Source organism: Pseudomonas sp. NFACC02 (assembly GCF_900110765.1).
Taxonomy (GTDB): Bacteria; Pseudomonadota; Gammaproteobacteria; order Pseudomonadales; family Pseudomonadaceae; genus Aquipseudomonas.
The window spans coordinates 1-14,584 of record NZ_FOEO01000004.1 but is presented as its reverse complement, the minus strand read 5'-3'; the positions used below and the strand labels follow the sequence as shown (position 1 = coordinate 14,584).

Annotated in this window: 14 protein-coding genes; 7 read left to right on the top strand and 7 right to left on the bottom strand. The window is 62.0% G+C overall.

All coding sequences use genetic code 11. From position 1 onward, the window contains the following. Window positions 1-24 precede the first annotated feature (24 nt). Both BMY73_RS05185 and BMY73_RS05180 read left to right on the top strand, forming a co-directional pair. Entirely contained in the window at window positions 25-1,461 is a 1,437-nt protein-coding gene (locus BMY73_RS05185) for a catalase (protein WP_092405531.1), read from the top strand. Window positions 1,462-1,559: 98 nt separating this feature from the next. Next, window positions 1,560-2,510: a VTT domain-containing protein gene (locus tag BMY73_RS05180; protein ID WP_092405529.1), complete on the top strand. Its 951-nt coding sequence runs from the start codon at window positions 1,560-1,562 to the stop codon at window positions 2,508-2,510. Between the two features lie 73 nt (window positions 2,511-2,583). Here BMY73_RS05180 and BMY73_RS05175 read toward each other — a convergent pair whose 3' ends face one another. From BMY73_RS05175 to BMY73_RS05155, 5 genes are read right to left on the bottom strand one after another with little or no spacing between them, the layout of a single operon-like run. Beyond that, window positions 2,584-3,324, bottom strand: a complete 741-nt coding sequence (locus BMY73_RS05175; RefSeq protein WP_092405527.1) for an amino acid ABC transporter ATP-binding protein — start codon at window positions 3,322-3,324, stop codon at window positions 2,584-2,586. Beyond that, complete coding sequence (argH, locus tag BMY73_RS05170; protein ID WP_092405525.1) at window positions 3,321-4,823, bottom strand: argininosuccinate lyase; 1,503 nt, start codon at window positions 4,821-4,823, stop codon at window positions 3,321-3,323. The genes BMY73_RS05175 and argH overlap by 4 nt, the downstream gene beginning before the upstream one ends. Before the next feature lie 2 nt (window positions 4,824-4,825). Further along, window positions 4,826-5,512 (bottom strand): amino acid ABC transporter permease, encoded by a 687-nt coding sequence (locus BMY73_RS05165; RefSeq protein ID WP_062381864.1) that lies wholly within the window; start codon window positions 5,510-5,512, stop codon window positions 4,826-4,828. A 7-nt stretch (window positions 5,513-5,519) separates the two neighbouring features. Further along, window positions 5,520-6,182 carry an amino acid ABC transporter permease gene (locus tag BMY73_RS05160; RefSeq protein WP_062381865.1) on the bottom strand — a complete coding sequence of 221 codons (663 nt, stop codon included), beginning with the start codon at window positions 6,180-6,182 and terminating at the stop codon, window positions 5,520-5,522. Between the two features lie 12 nt (window positions 6,183-6,194). Continuing rightward, window positions 6,195-7,055 carry a transporter substrate-binding domain-containing protein gene (locus BMY73_RS05155; RefSeq protein ID WP_092405523.1) on the bottom strand — a complete coding sequence of 287 codons (861 nt, stop codon included), beginning with the start codon at window positions 7,053-7,055 and terminating at the stop codon, window positions 6,195-6,197. A 230-nt stretch (window positions 7,056-7,285) separates the two neighbouring features. On the opposite strand from BMY73_RS05155, the gene BMY73_RS05150 reads away from it, so the two are divergent. After that, window positions 7,286-8,191, top strand: coding sequence for a LysR substrate-binding domain-containing protein (locus BMY73_RS05150; RefSeq protein WP_092405521.1), 906 nt, complete (start codon window positions 7,286-7,288; stop codon window positions 8,189-8,191). Window positions 8,192-8,793: 602 nt separating this feature from the next. Here BMY73_RS05150 and hemB read toward each other — a convergent pair. Beyond that, window positions 8,794-9,768 carry a porphobilinogen synthase gene (gene hemB, locus BMY73_RS05145; RefSeq protein ID WP_062381867.1) on the bottom strand — a complete coding sequence of 325 codons (975 nt, stop codon included), beginning with the start codon at window positions 9,766-9,768 and terminating at the stop codon, window positions 8,794-8,796. Window positions 9,769-10,001: 233 nt separating this feature from the next. Here hemB and BMY73_RS05140 point away from each other — a divergent pair, with 233 nt between their 5' ends. Then, the gene (locus BMY73_RS05140; RefSeq protein WP_092405519.1) at window positions 10,002-11,309 is read left to right on the top strand and encodes an MFS transporter; all 1,308 of its coding nucleotides are present in this window, start codon (window positions 10,002-10,004) and stop codon (window positions 11,307-11,309) included. A gap of 102 nt (window positions 11,310-11,411) precedes the next feature. On the opposite strand, the gene BMY73_RS05135 is transcribed toward BMY73_RS05140, so the two are convergent. Beyond that, complete coding sequence (locus BMY73_RS05135) at window positions 11,412-11,945, bottom strand: GNAT family N-acetyltransferase (protein ID WP_092405517.1); 534 nt, start codon at window positions 11,943-11,945, stop codon at window positions 11,412-11,414. Window positions 11,946-12,053: 108 nt separating this feature from the next. On the opposite strand from BMY73_RS05135, the gene BMY73_RS05130 reads away from it, so the two are divergent. From BMY73_RS05130 to BMY73_RS05120, 3 genes are all read left to right on the top strand, one after another. Next, window positions 12,054-12,941 carry a LysR family transcriptional regulator gene (locus BMY73_RS05130; RefSeq protein ID WP_092405515.1) on the top strand — a complete coding sequence of 296 codons (888 nt, stop codon included), beginning with the start codon at window positions 12,054-12,056 and terminating at the stop codon, window positions 12,939-12,941. 48 nt (window positions 12,942-12,989) lie between these two features. Next, window positions 12,990-13,934: a class I SAM-dependent methyltransferase gene (locus BMY73_RS05125; RefSeq protein WP_092405513.1), complete on the top strand. Its 945-nt coding sequence runs from the start codon at window positions 12,990-12,992 to the stop codon at window positions 13,932-13,934. A gap of 122 nt (window positions 13,935-14,056) precedes the next feature. Next, the gene (locus BMY73_RS05120; RefSeq protein WP_092405511.1) at window positions 14,057-14,458 is read left to right on the top strand and encodes a hypothetical protein; all 402 of its coding nucleotides are present in this window, start codon (window positions 14,057-14,059) and stop codon (window positions 14,456-14,458) included. Window positions 14,459-14,584: the final 126 nt, after the last annotated feature.

Below are 14,584 nucleotides of genomic sequence, written 5' to 3'. Positions count from 1 at the left end.
ACCGTCCCTAACCGGAGCCTGATCATGAATAAACTCACCACAGTCGCGGGCGCGCCCGTCGTCGATAACCAGAACTCGCAATCGGCCGGCCCACGCGGTCCGCTGATGCTGCAAGACGTGTGGCTGCTGGAAAAACTCGCCCACTTCGACCGTGAAGTCATCCCGGAGCGTCGCATGCATGCAAAGGGTTCGGGCGCCTTCGGGACCTTCACCGTCACCCACGACATCAGCCGCTACACCAAGGCGCAGTTGTTCTCGGACATCGGCAAGCAAACCGACATTTTCATTCGCTTCTCCACCGTGGCCGGCGAGCGCGGCGCCGCGGATGCCGAGCGCGACATCCGTGGTTTCGCCGTCAAGTTCTACACCGAGCAAGGCAATTGGGACCTGGTGGGCAACAACACGCCGGTGTTCTTCCTGCGTGACCCGCTGAAGTTCCCGGACCTGAACCACGCGATCAAACGCGACCCGCGCACCAACATGCGCAGCGCCGACAACAACTGGGACTTCTGGAGTTCACTGCCCGAGGCGCTGCACCAGGTCACCGTGGTCATGAGCGACCGTGGCCTGCCCAAGTCCTACCGTCACATGCACGGGTTCGGCAGCCATACCTTTAGCTTCATCAGCCCGCAAAACGAGCGCTTCTGGGTCAAGTTCACGCTGAAAACCCAGCAAGGCATCGAGAACCTCACCGATCAGGAAGCGGCCGATCTGGTGGCCAGTGATCGCGAGACTCATCAGCGCGACCTGTACGACAGCATCGAGAAAGGCGACTTCCCGCAATGGAAAATGTTCGTGCAGATCATGCCGGAGCAGGACGCCAACACGTACAAGGTCCATCCCTTCGACCTCACCAAAGTCTGGCCGCACGCCGACTACCCGTTGATCGAAGTCGGCACGCTGGAGTTGAACCGCAACCCGGAAAACTACTTTCACGATGTGGAGCAAGCCGCCTTCAACCCGGCCAACGTAATACCGGGCATCAGTTTCTCGCCGGACAAGATGCTGCAAGGCCGCCTGTTCTCTTACGGCGACGCACAGCGCTACCGTCTGGGCGTCAACCATCATCAGATCCCGGTCAACGCCCCACGGTGTCCGGTCAACAGTTATCACCGAGACGGTCAGATGCGCGTCAACAGCAACAGCGGCGGCACCATCGGCTACGAGCCTAACAGCAAGGGCGCCTGGGTCGAACAACCGGACTTCTCCGAGCCACCGCTGGAACTGCATGGCGCGGCAGCGAACTGGGACTTCCGCAAGGACGATGACGACTACTACTCGCAGCCTCGCGCGTTATTCCGTTTGATGTCCCCGGCGCAACAGCAGGTGCTGTTCGAGAACACCGCGCGGGCCATCAGCGGCGCCTCAGCCATGGTCAAGCAGCGTCATATCGACAACTGCGCCAAGGCTGACCCAGCGTACGGCGCAGGCGTTGCCGCCGCCATCGAGATGCTTGGTTGACGCACATTCGGTGTTGACACAAAAGGGTGTTCAGGCGACGGTACTGACACCTTTTTTTACGCGCCGTTTTACCCGCGTGTTCTGTGGAGCCACCCGCCATGAACGAACTCCAGCAGTTGAACGAAAGCCACGGCCTGCTGCTGGTGTTCGTCAACGTGCTGCTGGAGCAGATCGGCCTGCCGGTTCCGGCTTACCCGACGCTGATCGTCACCGGCGCGCTGGCCATGCAAAGCAAGCCGTTGCTGGGCGCAGGCGTGCTGGTCGCCATGTTCGCCTGCCTGATCGCCGATGGCCTGTGGTACTGGGCAGGCAAGCGCTACGGCGGCGTCCTGCTCAAATCCATCTGCAAAATCTCACTGTCCCAGGACACCTGCATTCGCCAGGGTCTGAACGTCTACGACCGGGTCGGCCCGCGCGCCATGCTGCTGTCTAAATTCCTGCCCGGCGCGGGGGCGCTGGTCACCACCGTGGCCGGCATGCATGGCACGCCGATCGCCACGTTCATGCGTTACTCGCTCGCGGGCTCTTTCATCTGGGCCGGTTCGGCACTGTTGCTGGGCATGCTGTTCACTGACGCCATCATTCCCCTGCTGAGCCTGTTGGCCGGTTATCTGCCCATCGCCATCGCCGGCGTGCTTGCTGCGCTCGGGCTGTTCATCGGCTGGAAATACTGGAGGCGCCGACACCTGCTGGCTCGCACCTCGAAAGTGCCACGCATCACCGTGCCAGAACTCCTGGCGCTGCGTGACACGGTCGACGCGCCCGTCATCATCGATGTGCGGCCTAAATTCCATACCGCCGTGGTCGAAGGCATTCCCGGCGCGCTATCGATCAGTCTTGAAGAGCCGCTGGAACCCTGGCTCGCGCAACTGACTGACGTGGACATGGTGTTTTATTGCGCCTGCCCCAACGAGCTGTCGGCAGCGTTGCTGGCGCAGAAACTTCGCGCACATGGCCTGACACGCGGCAAGGCACTGGTCGGCGGGCTGGACGCCTGGCGAGAAGCACACAGCGAACCCGACGCACCGGGCCAGACCGCGGCGGTCTGACCCGATCAGCGTCCATCAGGCGATATCCATCATCACCCTGCCCTGGTTGCCTGCGCTGCTGACGCGACTGCGCTCAATGCAGCACGCTCTGCAAGAACTGCCGGGTGCGCGGGTGTTCCGGTGCCGAGAAAATCCGCGCGGGCGGCCCCATTTCGACGATCCTCCCACCGTCGAAGAACACCACCCGATCCGCCACTTCCCGGGCAAAGCCCATCTCGTGGGTCACCACGATCATCGTCATGCCTTCCGCCGCCAGTCCCTTCATCACGTTCAGCACTTCGCCCACGGTTTCCGGGTCCAGCGCTGAGGTCGGCTCATCGAACAGCAGCAGGCGCGGCTTCATTGCCAGCGCGCGGACGATCGCCACCCGCTGTTGCTGCCCGCCCGAGAGCTCGCCCGGATAGCCCTCGGCCTTGTGCCGCAGCCCGACGCGGTCCAGCAATGCCAGCGCATTGGCCTGGGCGTCAGCCCTGCTCTGCTTCTTGACCTTGACCGGCGCCAGAATCATGTTGGCCATGACTGTCATGTGCGGAAACAGGGTGTAATCCTGAAACACCATGCCGATGTCCTCACGCAAGCGAGCCATGGCTTTGCGGTCATCGGCCCGAACAGAGTCGCCGCCATCGACCACCACGCTGCCGGCTGAAGGTGTCTCAAGGCTGTTGAGGCAACGAATGAAAGTCGACTTGCCCGAACCGCTGGGGCCGATAATGACGACCACCTCGCCCTGCGCGACATCCAGATCGACACCCTTGACCACCTCGACCTCGCCGAAGTGCTTGTGCAGTCCACGCACCGTCAACATGCTTTTCATAGGCCGGCCTGCGCACGCGTGGCGGCCTGCAGTTTTTCCTGCGCGGCCGACAGTCGATCCCGCCGCGCCTGATTCGCCTGACGCTCCAGCTGCAAGCGCGCATTGGCCCGCTGCAGGCTTGGCCGCAGCGACGACAACGCCGGGCCACCGGCCGAATCGCGGGACTGCACATTAGCGGTCGGGTCCAGGCATTCGCGGACCTTATGCGCTGGCAGATTCAGCGCGTGTCCCAGTTGTTCCATGGCACAGGCGTCGACCATGTCGGTGTCGATTCGATGCGCTGGCAGACCGGCATCCATCGCCTTACGCACCGCCGCGCCAACCACATGATGCGCCTCGCGAAACGACAGGTCGGCTTCGCGGACGATCAAGTCAGCCAGCCCGGTGGCCGTCGAGAAATCTTCGCCAGCACGGCGCACGGCCAGGTCAGCATTGGGTATCGCCGTGCGCAGCACCAGCTCCAACAGTTTCAGGCAGCGCAGGCTTTCTTCCGCCGCCTCCCAGAAACCCCGGGTGCCTTCGCGGTTAGCATCGCCGGTGTGGGAAAAATTGCTGCCCTTGACCGTCACGCTCGCAGCCATCAGCAGGCCGACGATATGCCCGGTCCGCCCCTTGAGGTATTCGAGCACAGTCGGATTTTTCTTCTGCGGCATGATGCTCGACGTCGCGGCCACGCTGTCCGGGAAGTCGATCAGGCTGAACTCGTGAGTGCTCCAGACGAAGTAATCCTGAGCCACCCGGCTCCAGAACACCGACAACAAGCTCAGATGCGACAGGCTTTCAAGAATGAAATCCCGCGAGCCGACGGCGTCCAGCGCGTTGTCCAGAAACCCGTCGAAACCCAACAGCTCGGCGGTGCGCGCGCGGTCGATGTCGAACGGGGTGCCCGCAAATGCGGCAGCACCCAAGGGGCTCTGGTTCATGTTTTCGAGGGTCTGGGTCAGGCGCTTGCAGTCGCGCTCGAGCGCCTGTTCCACGGCCGACAGGTAATAGCCGTAAGTGATCGGCTGGGCTGGCTGCAAATGGGTATAACCGGGCATCACCACTTCGGCGAACACGTCAGCGTTATTCAACGCGGTCTGACGGGTCTGGATCAGCGCGTCGATCAGGCTCATCAGCACCTCCCTGCAACGCAGGCGATCGAGGGTGGCAAGGATGTCGTTACGGCTGCGTCCGGTGTGCAGCCGGCCGCCGATGTCGGTGCCGATCTGCTCGATCAGGTGTGCTTCGTAGTTGAAATAGGCGTCTTCACGAGACGGATCGAGCGTCACCTCACCCGGCCCGGCGGCCTCCATGTCCAACACACCTTTGGCCAGTGCGGTGGCGTGTTCCTCCCGGATCAATCCTTGTTCGGCGAGCATCACGATGTGCGCCTTGTTGACGTTGCCCAGATTGATGAAGCCATCGGCAAACCCTTCCAGACGCGGCCGGTAGATGTACTCGTTGACCTCAGGGGCGGTGGTTTCTTTCAGGCGACGACTGACTTTGGATTCTTGCATGATCAAACCCCTTGACGAGTTACGCGCATCGCCGGACGACCCAGGCGACGTTCGAGATAACGGCTGAGCCAGCTCAGCAATGAACAGATGACGAAGTACACCAGCAGCACCAGGCCGTAGACGCTGAATGCCGGGCTGACACCGGTCATGACGGTGGAGCGTTCGACGATGATCTGGCCGACCTTGAGAAACTCGCCGACGCCCACCAGCGCGCCCAGCGAAGTGGCCTGCACCAACATGGTCAGCAGCCCCGTATACGCCGGAAGAATCGCCTTCATCGATTGCGGAGCAATCACATGCAGGTAGATCTGCCAGGGACGCAGCCCCAGGGTCCACGCGCTTTTCCACTGATGGCGGGATACCGATTCCAGGCCGCCGCGAACGATCTCGATCCCGTTGGCGCTGCCCCACAACGTCAGTCCGGTGACCACCGCCGCAAACGGACTCAAATCGAGTCCGAGCATCGGGGCGCCAAAGAAAATGAAGAACACGTTGACGATCAGCGGGATTGAACGAAACAACTCGACATAGCCGTGAATCACCAGGCGCAACAGACGATTTTTGAGCGTCGCCAGCACGCCGAAAATGGCCGAGATCATCGTGGTGAACAGCAGGATCACCAGCGCCAGGCGCACGGTCATCCACAAGCCCTTGAGCACGAAACCCCAGTTTTCGATCAGAAAATCCATCGCGACCTCAGTGCCTGAAAGGACGTTGCAGGTGGGCAGACAGGCGTCCGGTCAACAGCGCCAGAATCGCCACCAGGGTCAGGTACATCACGCAGATCGCGCTGAACATTTCGATTGCCCTGAAATCCGTGGCGATCCGGTCGACCGCCACGAACGTCAGTTCCGCCAGGCCGATGGCTTGCAGGTACGACGAGTTTTTCAGCAGCGAGATCGCGGTGTTGAGCACCGCCGGCAAACTGGTCCGAAAGGCAATCGGCAAGGCCACCAGATACAGGTACTGATGCGGCTTGAGGCTCAAGGCCATGCTCGCCTCGCGCATCTTGTGCTCCACCGTGGCCAACCCGCCCCGCATGTTCTCGACCTGATACGCTCCCGCCCACAACGACAGGCAGAACACGCCGGACCAGAACAGCGACAGTTCAAGCCCGATGGCTGGCAGGCCGTAGAAGATGAAGAACAGTTGCACCAGAATCGGCGTATTGCGGATCAACTCGACGTACAGCGCCACCACCTGTGCCAGGACCGGAATGCGCATTGCCCGCGCCGCGCCGCCGAGGATGCCGATCAGCAGGGAGAAGGCGATGGCGAGCAGCGAGACCCGGAGTGTCATCAGGACACCGTCGAGCAGCGCCGGCCATTGCGCCAACAAGTAATTGAAATCGAAATCCATGACAGCGCTCGATCAGAGTGATTCGGCGGGTTTGGCTTGCTCGAACACGCTCAGGTAGTAGCTCTGGATGTTTTCTGGAACGTACTGACGCACCCAGCCGCCGAACAGTTTGTCTTCGTGCATCTTCGCGACGGCGGCGCTCAGGTAGTCGCGCAACGGTTCGTCGTTCTTGCGCACGCCAATGGCCGCGTCGGAAATCTGGAACGGCTCGTTAATCAGGCGTGCGTCGCTGTCATTGGCGGCGACCACCACCAGTGTCGCGGCGTCATGGGTGTAGGCGTCTGCGCGGCCTTGACGAAAGGTCTGCAAGGCGTCGGCCGCGCTGTTCATGCGCAGGGTCTTGACCTGCGGCATGTGGTCCTCGAACCACTTGGCCTGCACCGAGCCCTTGAGGGTGGCGAGGGTCTTGCCGTTGAGGTCCTTGATCGACTTGATCGGGCTGTCCTTCTTGACCACCACGTCACTGGCTCCCCAGCGATACGGCGTGGTGAAGTCGATGACCCGCTGGCGCTCAGGCGTGACCCCGAGGGTGGCGATAAGGAAGTCGACTTTGCGCCCCAACAGCTGCGGAACGCGGTTTTCAGCGGTGACGCAGGTGAAGCTCACCTTGTCCTTGGCGCCCAGCGCCCAGAGCGCGATCTGTCTGGACATCTCGACTTCGACGCCGGCGAACTCACCGTTGCCGTTCTGAAAACCGTACGGCGGCTGGTCACACCGCACCCCGGCGCGCAGTTGCCCGGCTTCCTTTATTTCATCGGGAACGGGCGGCAGCTCCACCGCGTGAACCTGCGCCACACCGGCCAGGGAGACACACGAGAACGCGAGTACACGACTTAACACGCTTAACGAAAACAGTCTGGATGAAAACGACATATTGCCTCCTGGGTACCTACCAGCGCGGCGCCACACCCTGTGACGTCACGCAACGATTTCAAGGGCAGAGAGCAGCGGGATTTACAGCGCGGCCTCACGGGGTCAGGTGCGCCTGGACATCGCGGCCGTCTGCGCGGCATCTTCGATGTCGAAAACAGTTATAAAGCCTCTGGCTCATGCCAACAAATGACAATACATTGGTCGTCCATACCAAATTGATATGGTCTGTCATGAACTTCAAACAAGTCGAAGCGTTCCGTGCCGTGATGTTGAGCGGCTCGATGACCGCCGCAGCCGAGTCGCTGCACACCTCGCAACCCAACATCAGCCGCTTGATTGCGCAACTGGAACGGGCCAGTGGTTTTAAATTGTTCGAACGCGTGGGGGGACGCCTCTTGCCCACCGACGAAGGCGCGGCCCTCTTCGCCGACGTGGAGCGTGCATTCATCGGTTTGCAGAGCCTGGAGAAGTCGGCGCAGAACATCCGCCGTGGGGGTACCGGGCAGTTGCGCATCGCGGCGGTACCGTCGCTCTCGCTGACCGTGCTGCCGAAAGTCATCCAGCGTTTTCGTCAGGAGAACCCCGAAGCCGCCATCTCGATCCACACCAGCGATTCGCCGATGGTTGCGCACTGGGCGGCCTCACAGTTCTGCCATGTAGGGCTCGCGTCCTACGTCGGCGAGGAGATGCCCGGGGTGCGCACGCAGAAGATCTGCGACGTGCCAGGGGTCTGTGTGTTTCCCAAGGGGCATCGCCTGAGCCAACTCACGTCGGTGAAACCCGATGATCTGAACGGCGAGGAATTTATCTCGCTGTCGCTCAATGACGGCTCGCGCACCCGCGTAGACCGTGCGTTCGCAGGCGACAAGGAATACCGCAAGCTGAACCTGGAGACGCCCTATGCGGCGACCGTGTGTTCATTGGTGGCGTTGGGACTGGGCGTGAGTATCGTCAGCCCGATGGTGGCACTGGAGTATGTGCACATGGGCATCGAAACCCGTCCGTTCCTGCCGCAGATCCGTTTTTCCACCTACCTGCTGCTGCCGGAAGACAGACCACAAAGCCTGCTGAGTCAGCGTTTCGGCGTGCTGATCAAAGAGATGATGACCGAGGCGAGCAAGGATTGGCAGGGGTAGCGGTCATGTCGATCGACCGGACGCTGAGGGCGTGAGTTCGTTCACGAAGTCCGGGTCCATCCATGACTGGTTCATTGGATGTGCCCCGGCATTCGTCGGAATGCCGCCCAGAGCAAGCTCACTCCCACAGTTTGCGGTCTGGACACAGGTTCGCGATCAACCCGGCCCTCTGTGGGAGACGTCCGAGGTTACGAGGGTCTGGGCCGCAATTCGGACGAATGCGGTGGGTCAGTCACCGTTGATGGTGCTGACCCAATGCTTTCGCCAGCAAGCCGGCTCCCACAGGTCTGCGGTTTGGACACTGGTTTGTGAACAACCCAGCCCCTGTAGGAGCCGTCCGAGGTTACGAGGGCAGCGAATGCGGTGGATCAGGCACCATCGATATTTACTGACCCACCGCATTCGTCGGAATGCCGCCCAGAGCAAGCTCACTCCCACAGGTCTGCGGTCTGGACACAGGTTCGCGCATCAACCCGGCCCTCTGTGGGAGACGTCCGAGGTTACGAGGGCAGCGAATGCGATGGATCAGGCACCGTCGATGTTTGCTGACCCGCCGCATTCGCCAGCAAGCCGGCTCCCACAGACTCTCTGCTGCGTATGAATCAGATCCCGCTCAGCGCCAGATCCATCGCGAAGTACGTGAAGATCAGGTCTGCGCCCGCGCGTTTGATCGCGCCCAGGCTTTCACGCACCACGCGCCCCTCGTCGATGGCACCGGCCTGGGCACCGAACTTGATCATCGCGTACTCGCCGCTCACCTGATACGCCGCCAATGGCAGGTTCGAGGCTTCGCGGATATCGCGGATGATGTCCAGGTAGGCGCCCGCAGGCTTGACCATCAGGGCATCGGCGCCTTCGGCCTCGTCCAGCAGCGATTCACGCAGGGCTTCGCGGCGGTTCATCGGGTTCATCTGGTAGCTTTTGCGGTCACCCTTGAGCGCCGAACCGCCTGCTTCGCGGAAAGGGCCGTACAGCGACGAGGCGAACTTGGTCGAGTACGCCATGATCGGCGTCTGCGTGAAACCCGCTGCGTCCAGCGCGGCACGAATCGCCTTGACCTGACCGTCCATCGCCGCCGACGGGGCAATCACGTCAGCGCCCGCGCGCGCAGCCATGACGGCCTGCTTGCCGAGGTTTTCGATGGTCGCGTCGTTGTCGACATGCGCACCGTGCATCACGCCGCAATGGCCGTGGTCGGTGTACTCGCAAAAGCAGGTGTCGGACATCACGATCATTTCCGGCACCGCGTCCTTGATGGTGCGCGACATGCGCGACACCAGACCGTTCTCCTGCCAGGTGTCGCTCCCCGAGGCATCCAGATGGTGGGACACGCCGAAGGTCATCACCGACTTGATCCCGGCGCGGGCATAACGCTCCACCTCCTGGGCCAGCTTCGACTCGGGGATGCGACGCACCCCCGGCATGCTGTTGATCGGCACGAAATCGTCGATTTCTTCCTCGACGAAGATCGGCAGCACCAGATCGTTCAGCGTGAATTCAGTCTCCTGGAACAACGCACGAAAGTGTGCGTTGCTGCGCAGGCGACGTGGACGGGCGGCGGGAAACAGGCTGGACATGGCAATTCCTGATGAAAAGTTTCCGAAAAACGACCGGACCGACGTGTCCGGACGATATCAATGGCGCGAAGCTTATGCCTGCACCGTTCTCGATTCAAATGTCGCGGCAATAAAGTCCCTTACCAGACCGGTAATAGTTGCCAGGGGGGCGTCGAACCAACTCAACGGCGCCCGGTCATTAAGCAAGAGCGGCAACCATCCCGGTTGCACGAGCGCTTACCCCGAGAACCGTCTTGACCAGCCCATCCGCCGCGCGTCACTCAGACCTTCGTAACAACCGTTCACTGGACGGCCTCAACTTTTTCCTGGCGGATGTCCGCGACGGACTGGGCCCTTACCTCGCGATCTACCTGCTGGCCGTGCACAAATGGGACCCGGCCAGCATCGGGCTGGTCATGACCCTGGCCGGTATAGCGGCTTTGGTGACCCAGACGCCAGCGGGTGCGCTGATTGACCGCACCCGCAGCAAGCGAATGGTCGTGGTCGTGGCGGCACTGCTGGTGACAGCGGGCTGCGTGGTGCTGCCGTTCATCCACAGTTTCACGTGGGTCGCCATCACCCAATCGCTCAGCGCCATCGCGGGGTCCGTGTTCGCGCCCGCCATCGCGGCGATTTCCCTGGGGATCACCGGACCCAAGGCGTTCACCCGGCGCACCGGCCGCAACGAAACCTGGAACCACGCCGGCAACGCCTGCGCAGCCTTGCTGGCCGGCGGGTGCTCGTGGCTGTTCGGACCGATTGCGGTGTTTTATCTGATGGCCTTCATGGCCTTGGCAAGTATCGTCGCAGTGAGCTTCGTCGACGGCAATGCCATCGATCATGACGTGGCCCGAGGCTTCGACCCCAGTGACGAGGGCGCGAACGATCAACCGAGCGGATGGGCAGCGCTGCTGCACAATCGGCCGCTGTTGGTCTTCGCAATCTGCTGCGGCCTCTTTCACCTGGCTAACGCGGCGATGCTGCCGCTGGTCAGCCAGAAGCTGTCACAAATCGACCTTCAGCTCGCCACGCCGCTGACCTCGGCATGCATCGTGGCGGCGCAACTGGTGATGGTGCCAGTGGCCTGGCTGGTGGGCGCAAAGGCAGACAACTGGGGACGCAAACCGTTGCTGCTCGCGGGCTTTGTCATCTTGCCATTGCGGGGCGTGCTCTATGTGCTGTCGGACAATCCGTTCTGGCTGGTGGCCGTGCAATTGCTCGACGGGATCGGCGCCGGCGCGTTCGGCGCCTTGCTGCCCTTGGTGGTCAAGGACCTGACCCAAGGCACCGGACGGTTTAACGTCAGCCTCGGTGCCATCTCGACGGTATTCGGTCTGGGCGCGGCGTTGAGTAATGGCCTGGCCGGTCTGGTCATTCGCGAAGCCGGTTACAGCGCGGCCTTCCTGACATTGGCAGCCATCGCTGCTGTAGCGTTCGTGCTGTTGTGGTTAGGGGTACCCGAAACCCTCGCGAACACGTCAGACTCGACAGAGCGCCAGCAGCCGCCACACGCTGATTCTGGCGATGATCAACGCCAACCGGACCAGCCTCAAGCCACCTGAAAACATATTACGTAATACAGAATGACACCTTTCCATTAAGGCTTCCGGCCAAGGGCGACGCACAGAGACTGAGCGTCACGCCCCGCTGACAGCCAGCACGCGCTAGCCAAGGGGATCGGTCGCTGCCCCATCGCCCAGCTCGCGTTGCATCAAAACAGTGTCCAGCCAACGGCCGTGCTTGAAGCCTACCGATTCAAATACGCCAACGGTACGAAACCCCAATCGCTCGTGAAGGCGGATCGAGGCGGTATTTTCGCTGTTGCCGATGACCGCAACCATTTGTCGACGACCGCCGTCGATGCAACGCTGAATGATCAGCGCCAGCAACGCCCGGCCGATGCCTCTGCCCGCCATGCCTTCGCGCACGTACACAGAATCTTCCACGGTCAAACGATACGCCGGACGCGGCCGATACAACGTCGCATAACCGTAGCCGACGACCTCGCCCTCGAGTTCGGCCACCAGATAAGGCAGACCGTGGCCACACACATCCCTGCGGCGCTGGCACATCTGCGCCAGGGTTGGCGGCTCCAGCTCGAAACTGGCGGTGCCATGAACCACATGATGGGCATAGATCGCCTGCACCGCGGGCATGTCGTGTTCGAGGGCGTCGCGCAAGATAAGGTCGTGGGGCATGTGCGGTCTTCTTCTGGATCACGGTAAAAACGGATGAGCAATGATGACGCGCCGTCATCCCAAAACAAAGCTATGATTCGTCATTCTCAGCATCAGTAAAACTTTGACATGCATCAGCTCAACCTCAATCACCTTCACACCTTTGCCCATGTCATCCACCATGGCAGCTTTTCCGCGGCGGCTGAGCGCCTGGGCCTCACCCAGCCGGCGGTGAGCCTGCACATCCGGCTGCTCGAAGAACGGTTGAACCTGCGCCTGGTCGAGCGCGTCGGCAAACGTATCAAGCCGACGTCTGCCGGCAGCACGCTGCTGGAGCACATTGGTCGGATCGATGCGGTGGTAGAAGACGCCTTGCTTGACCTGTCGAGCCACGCCCAAGGTGTTGCCGGGCGAGTCGCTATCGGCACGGGCGCGACGGCCTGCATCCACCTCCTTCCGCCGATTCTGCAAACCCTGCGCCAGCAATTTCCTGCACTGGACGTGCGGGTCAGCACCGGCAACACCGACGGCATACTGCGTGCGGTGGAGGAAAATCGCCTGGACCTTGCGCTGGTCACCCTGCCCGCTGCCGGTCGCAGCCTGTCGGTGACGCCGCTGCTGAACGATGAATTCGTGGCAATTTTCAGCGCCGAGCAGTCGCCCCTGCCAGCGCGGGTCACGCCTGATTCGCTGCTGGACCTGCCGTTGGTGGTGTTCGAAGCAGGTAGCAGCACCCGCCTGCTGATCGATGAGTGGTTCCTGCAGGCGGGGCTGCGGATCAAGCCGGTGATGGAACTGGGCAGTATCGAGGCCATCAAGGAAATGGTCGCCGCCGGCCTGGGTTACAGCATCGTGCCACGCATGTCCGTGGCGGCGCCCCATCATCGACGCAGCTTGCAGGTTCAGGCGTTGACGCCACCTTTGAGTCGGACGCTGGGCATCGTGTTGCGTCAGGACAAACCGGTGAACAAGGCACTGAAGCAGGTCCTCGACGCGTTGCAGACGCTCGCCCCCTGATTGGGTTTAGAATGCCGCCCTTTCTCATTGCCGACCCGCTGCCCACCGATGAACGCCGACGCGCTGACGACCCTGAACCAACACCTGCTGACCGCCCTCGCCCCTCCGCCCGCGGAAACCCGTCGGCTGTTCCATGGCCGCGGACGACGCTGGCCGGGGTTGGAGCAACTGACAGTGGACTGGATGGAGGGCGTCATGCTGGTGTCACTGTTCAAGGAGCCTGCCGGCGAAGACCTCGATGCGCTGAAGCGCCTGCTCAACGACCTCGTCCAGACACCCGCCTGGCGCAACAGCCAGGCTCACACCCTGTTGCTGCAACACCGGTACCTGCCGGACAGCCTGACCGAAGCACTGACAGGCGAAATGCCGGACGAATGGACCCTGACCGAGGGTGGCTTGCGCTACCTCGTGGATTTTGGCAAGAAGCAAAACACGGGGCTGTTCCTCGACATGCGCTATGGCCGCGACTGGGTGCGCGCCAATGCCTCGGGCAAGCGCGTGCTCAACCTGTTTGCCTACACCTGCGGCTTCTCCGTGGCGGCCATCGAGGGCGGTGCGGAGTTCGTGGTCAATCTGGACATGTCCCGGGCCGCACTCAGCCGAGGCCGCGACAATCACCGCCTGAACGGCCATGACCTGAGCAGGGTCAGCTTTCTTGGGCACGAGCTGTTCAAGTCGTGGGGCAAGGTGAAGAGCGGCGGCCCTTATGATCTGGTGATCATCGACCCGCCGTCGTTCCAGAAAGGCAGCTTCCTGCTGACCAAGGATTACCAGCGGGTGCTGCGCAAGCTGCCAGAGCTGTTGAGCGCCCACGGTACGGTATTGGCCTGCATGAACGACCCGGCGTTGGGCGCGGACTTTCTGATTGAAGGCGTGACCCGCGAAGCGCCGAGCCTGCAATTCGAGCAGCGACTCGACAATCCTCCGGAGTTTGCCGACGCAGAGCCTGAGGGTGGACTGAAGGCGCTGGTGTTCCGGCAAGGTGGCAACTGACCAGGCAACGCCTGCCAGCGGTGGTCCCTGAGAGTCGCCGAAACGGTCGCGCACACTGGCCAGGTAATCCCGCGCGTGCCCCGGCTGTAATTCGGCCTCAAGCCTCGCTATGATCGACCCCCATGACGCCCACTCTGCCCATTCGCTCACCGTGTCCGCCCGGCGCTTGCATTTGCGACCGTGAACGCTTGCTGGGAACCCCCGGTACGGACATGCGCATCCTGTGCCTGACTCGACAGGAAGAGAAACGTCTGCTTGAACGTCTGCAGAACATTGCCAGCCTGAGCGATCTGGAGCACATGCAGCGACGCATGTTTGAGTTGCTCGGCATCCGCTTGACCATTGCACCCGGCTTCAATGAGGTGCGCAGCATGCGCGGCATCGTCATCGAAATCGCGGAGTTGCCCGGCATGTGCCGCAAGACCCGCGCGGCAATCCCGGCAGCGATCCGGCGTGGTCTGGAGAAGAACCCTGAAATCGCCTACCGCCTGCTCAATGCCCATGACCTGCTGCGGGATGCTTGAGGCCAACAGCGCTCAAAAAGCCCGGCAGGCACACCGCTTTCGCGGCCCTCGTAACCTCGGACGGCTCCTACAGGGTTCGCGTCGTTCCAAAGACTTGAGGATGACGCGGATACTTTGGGAGCCGGC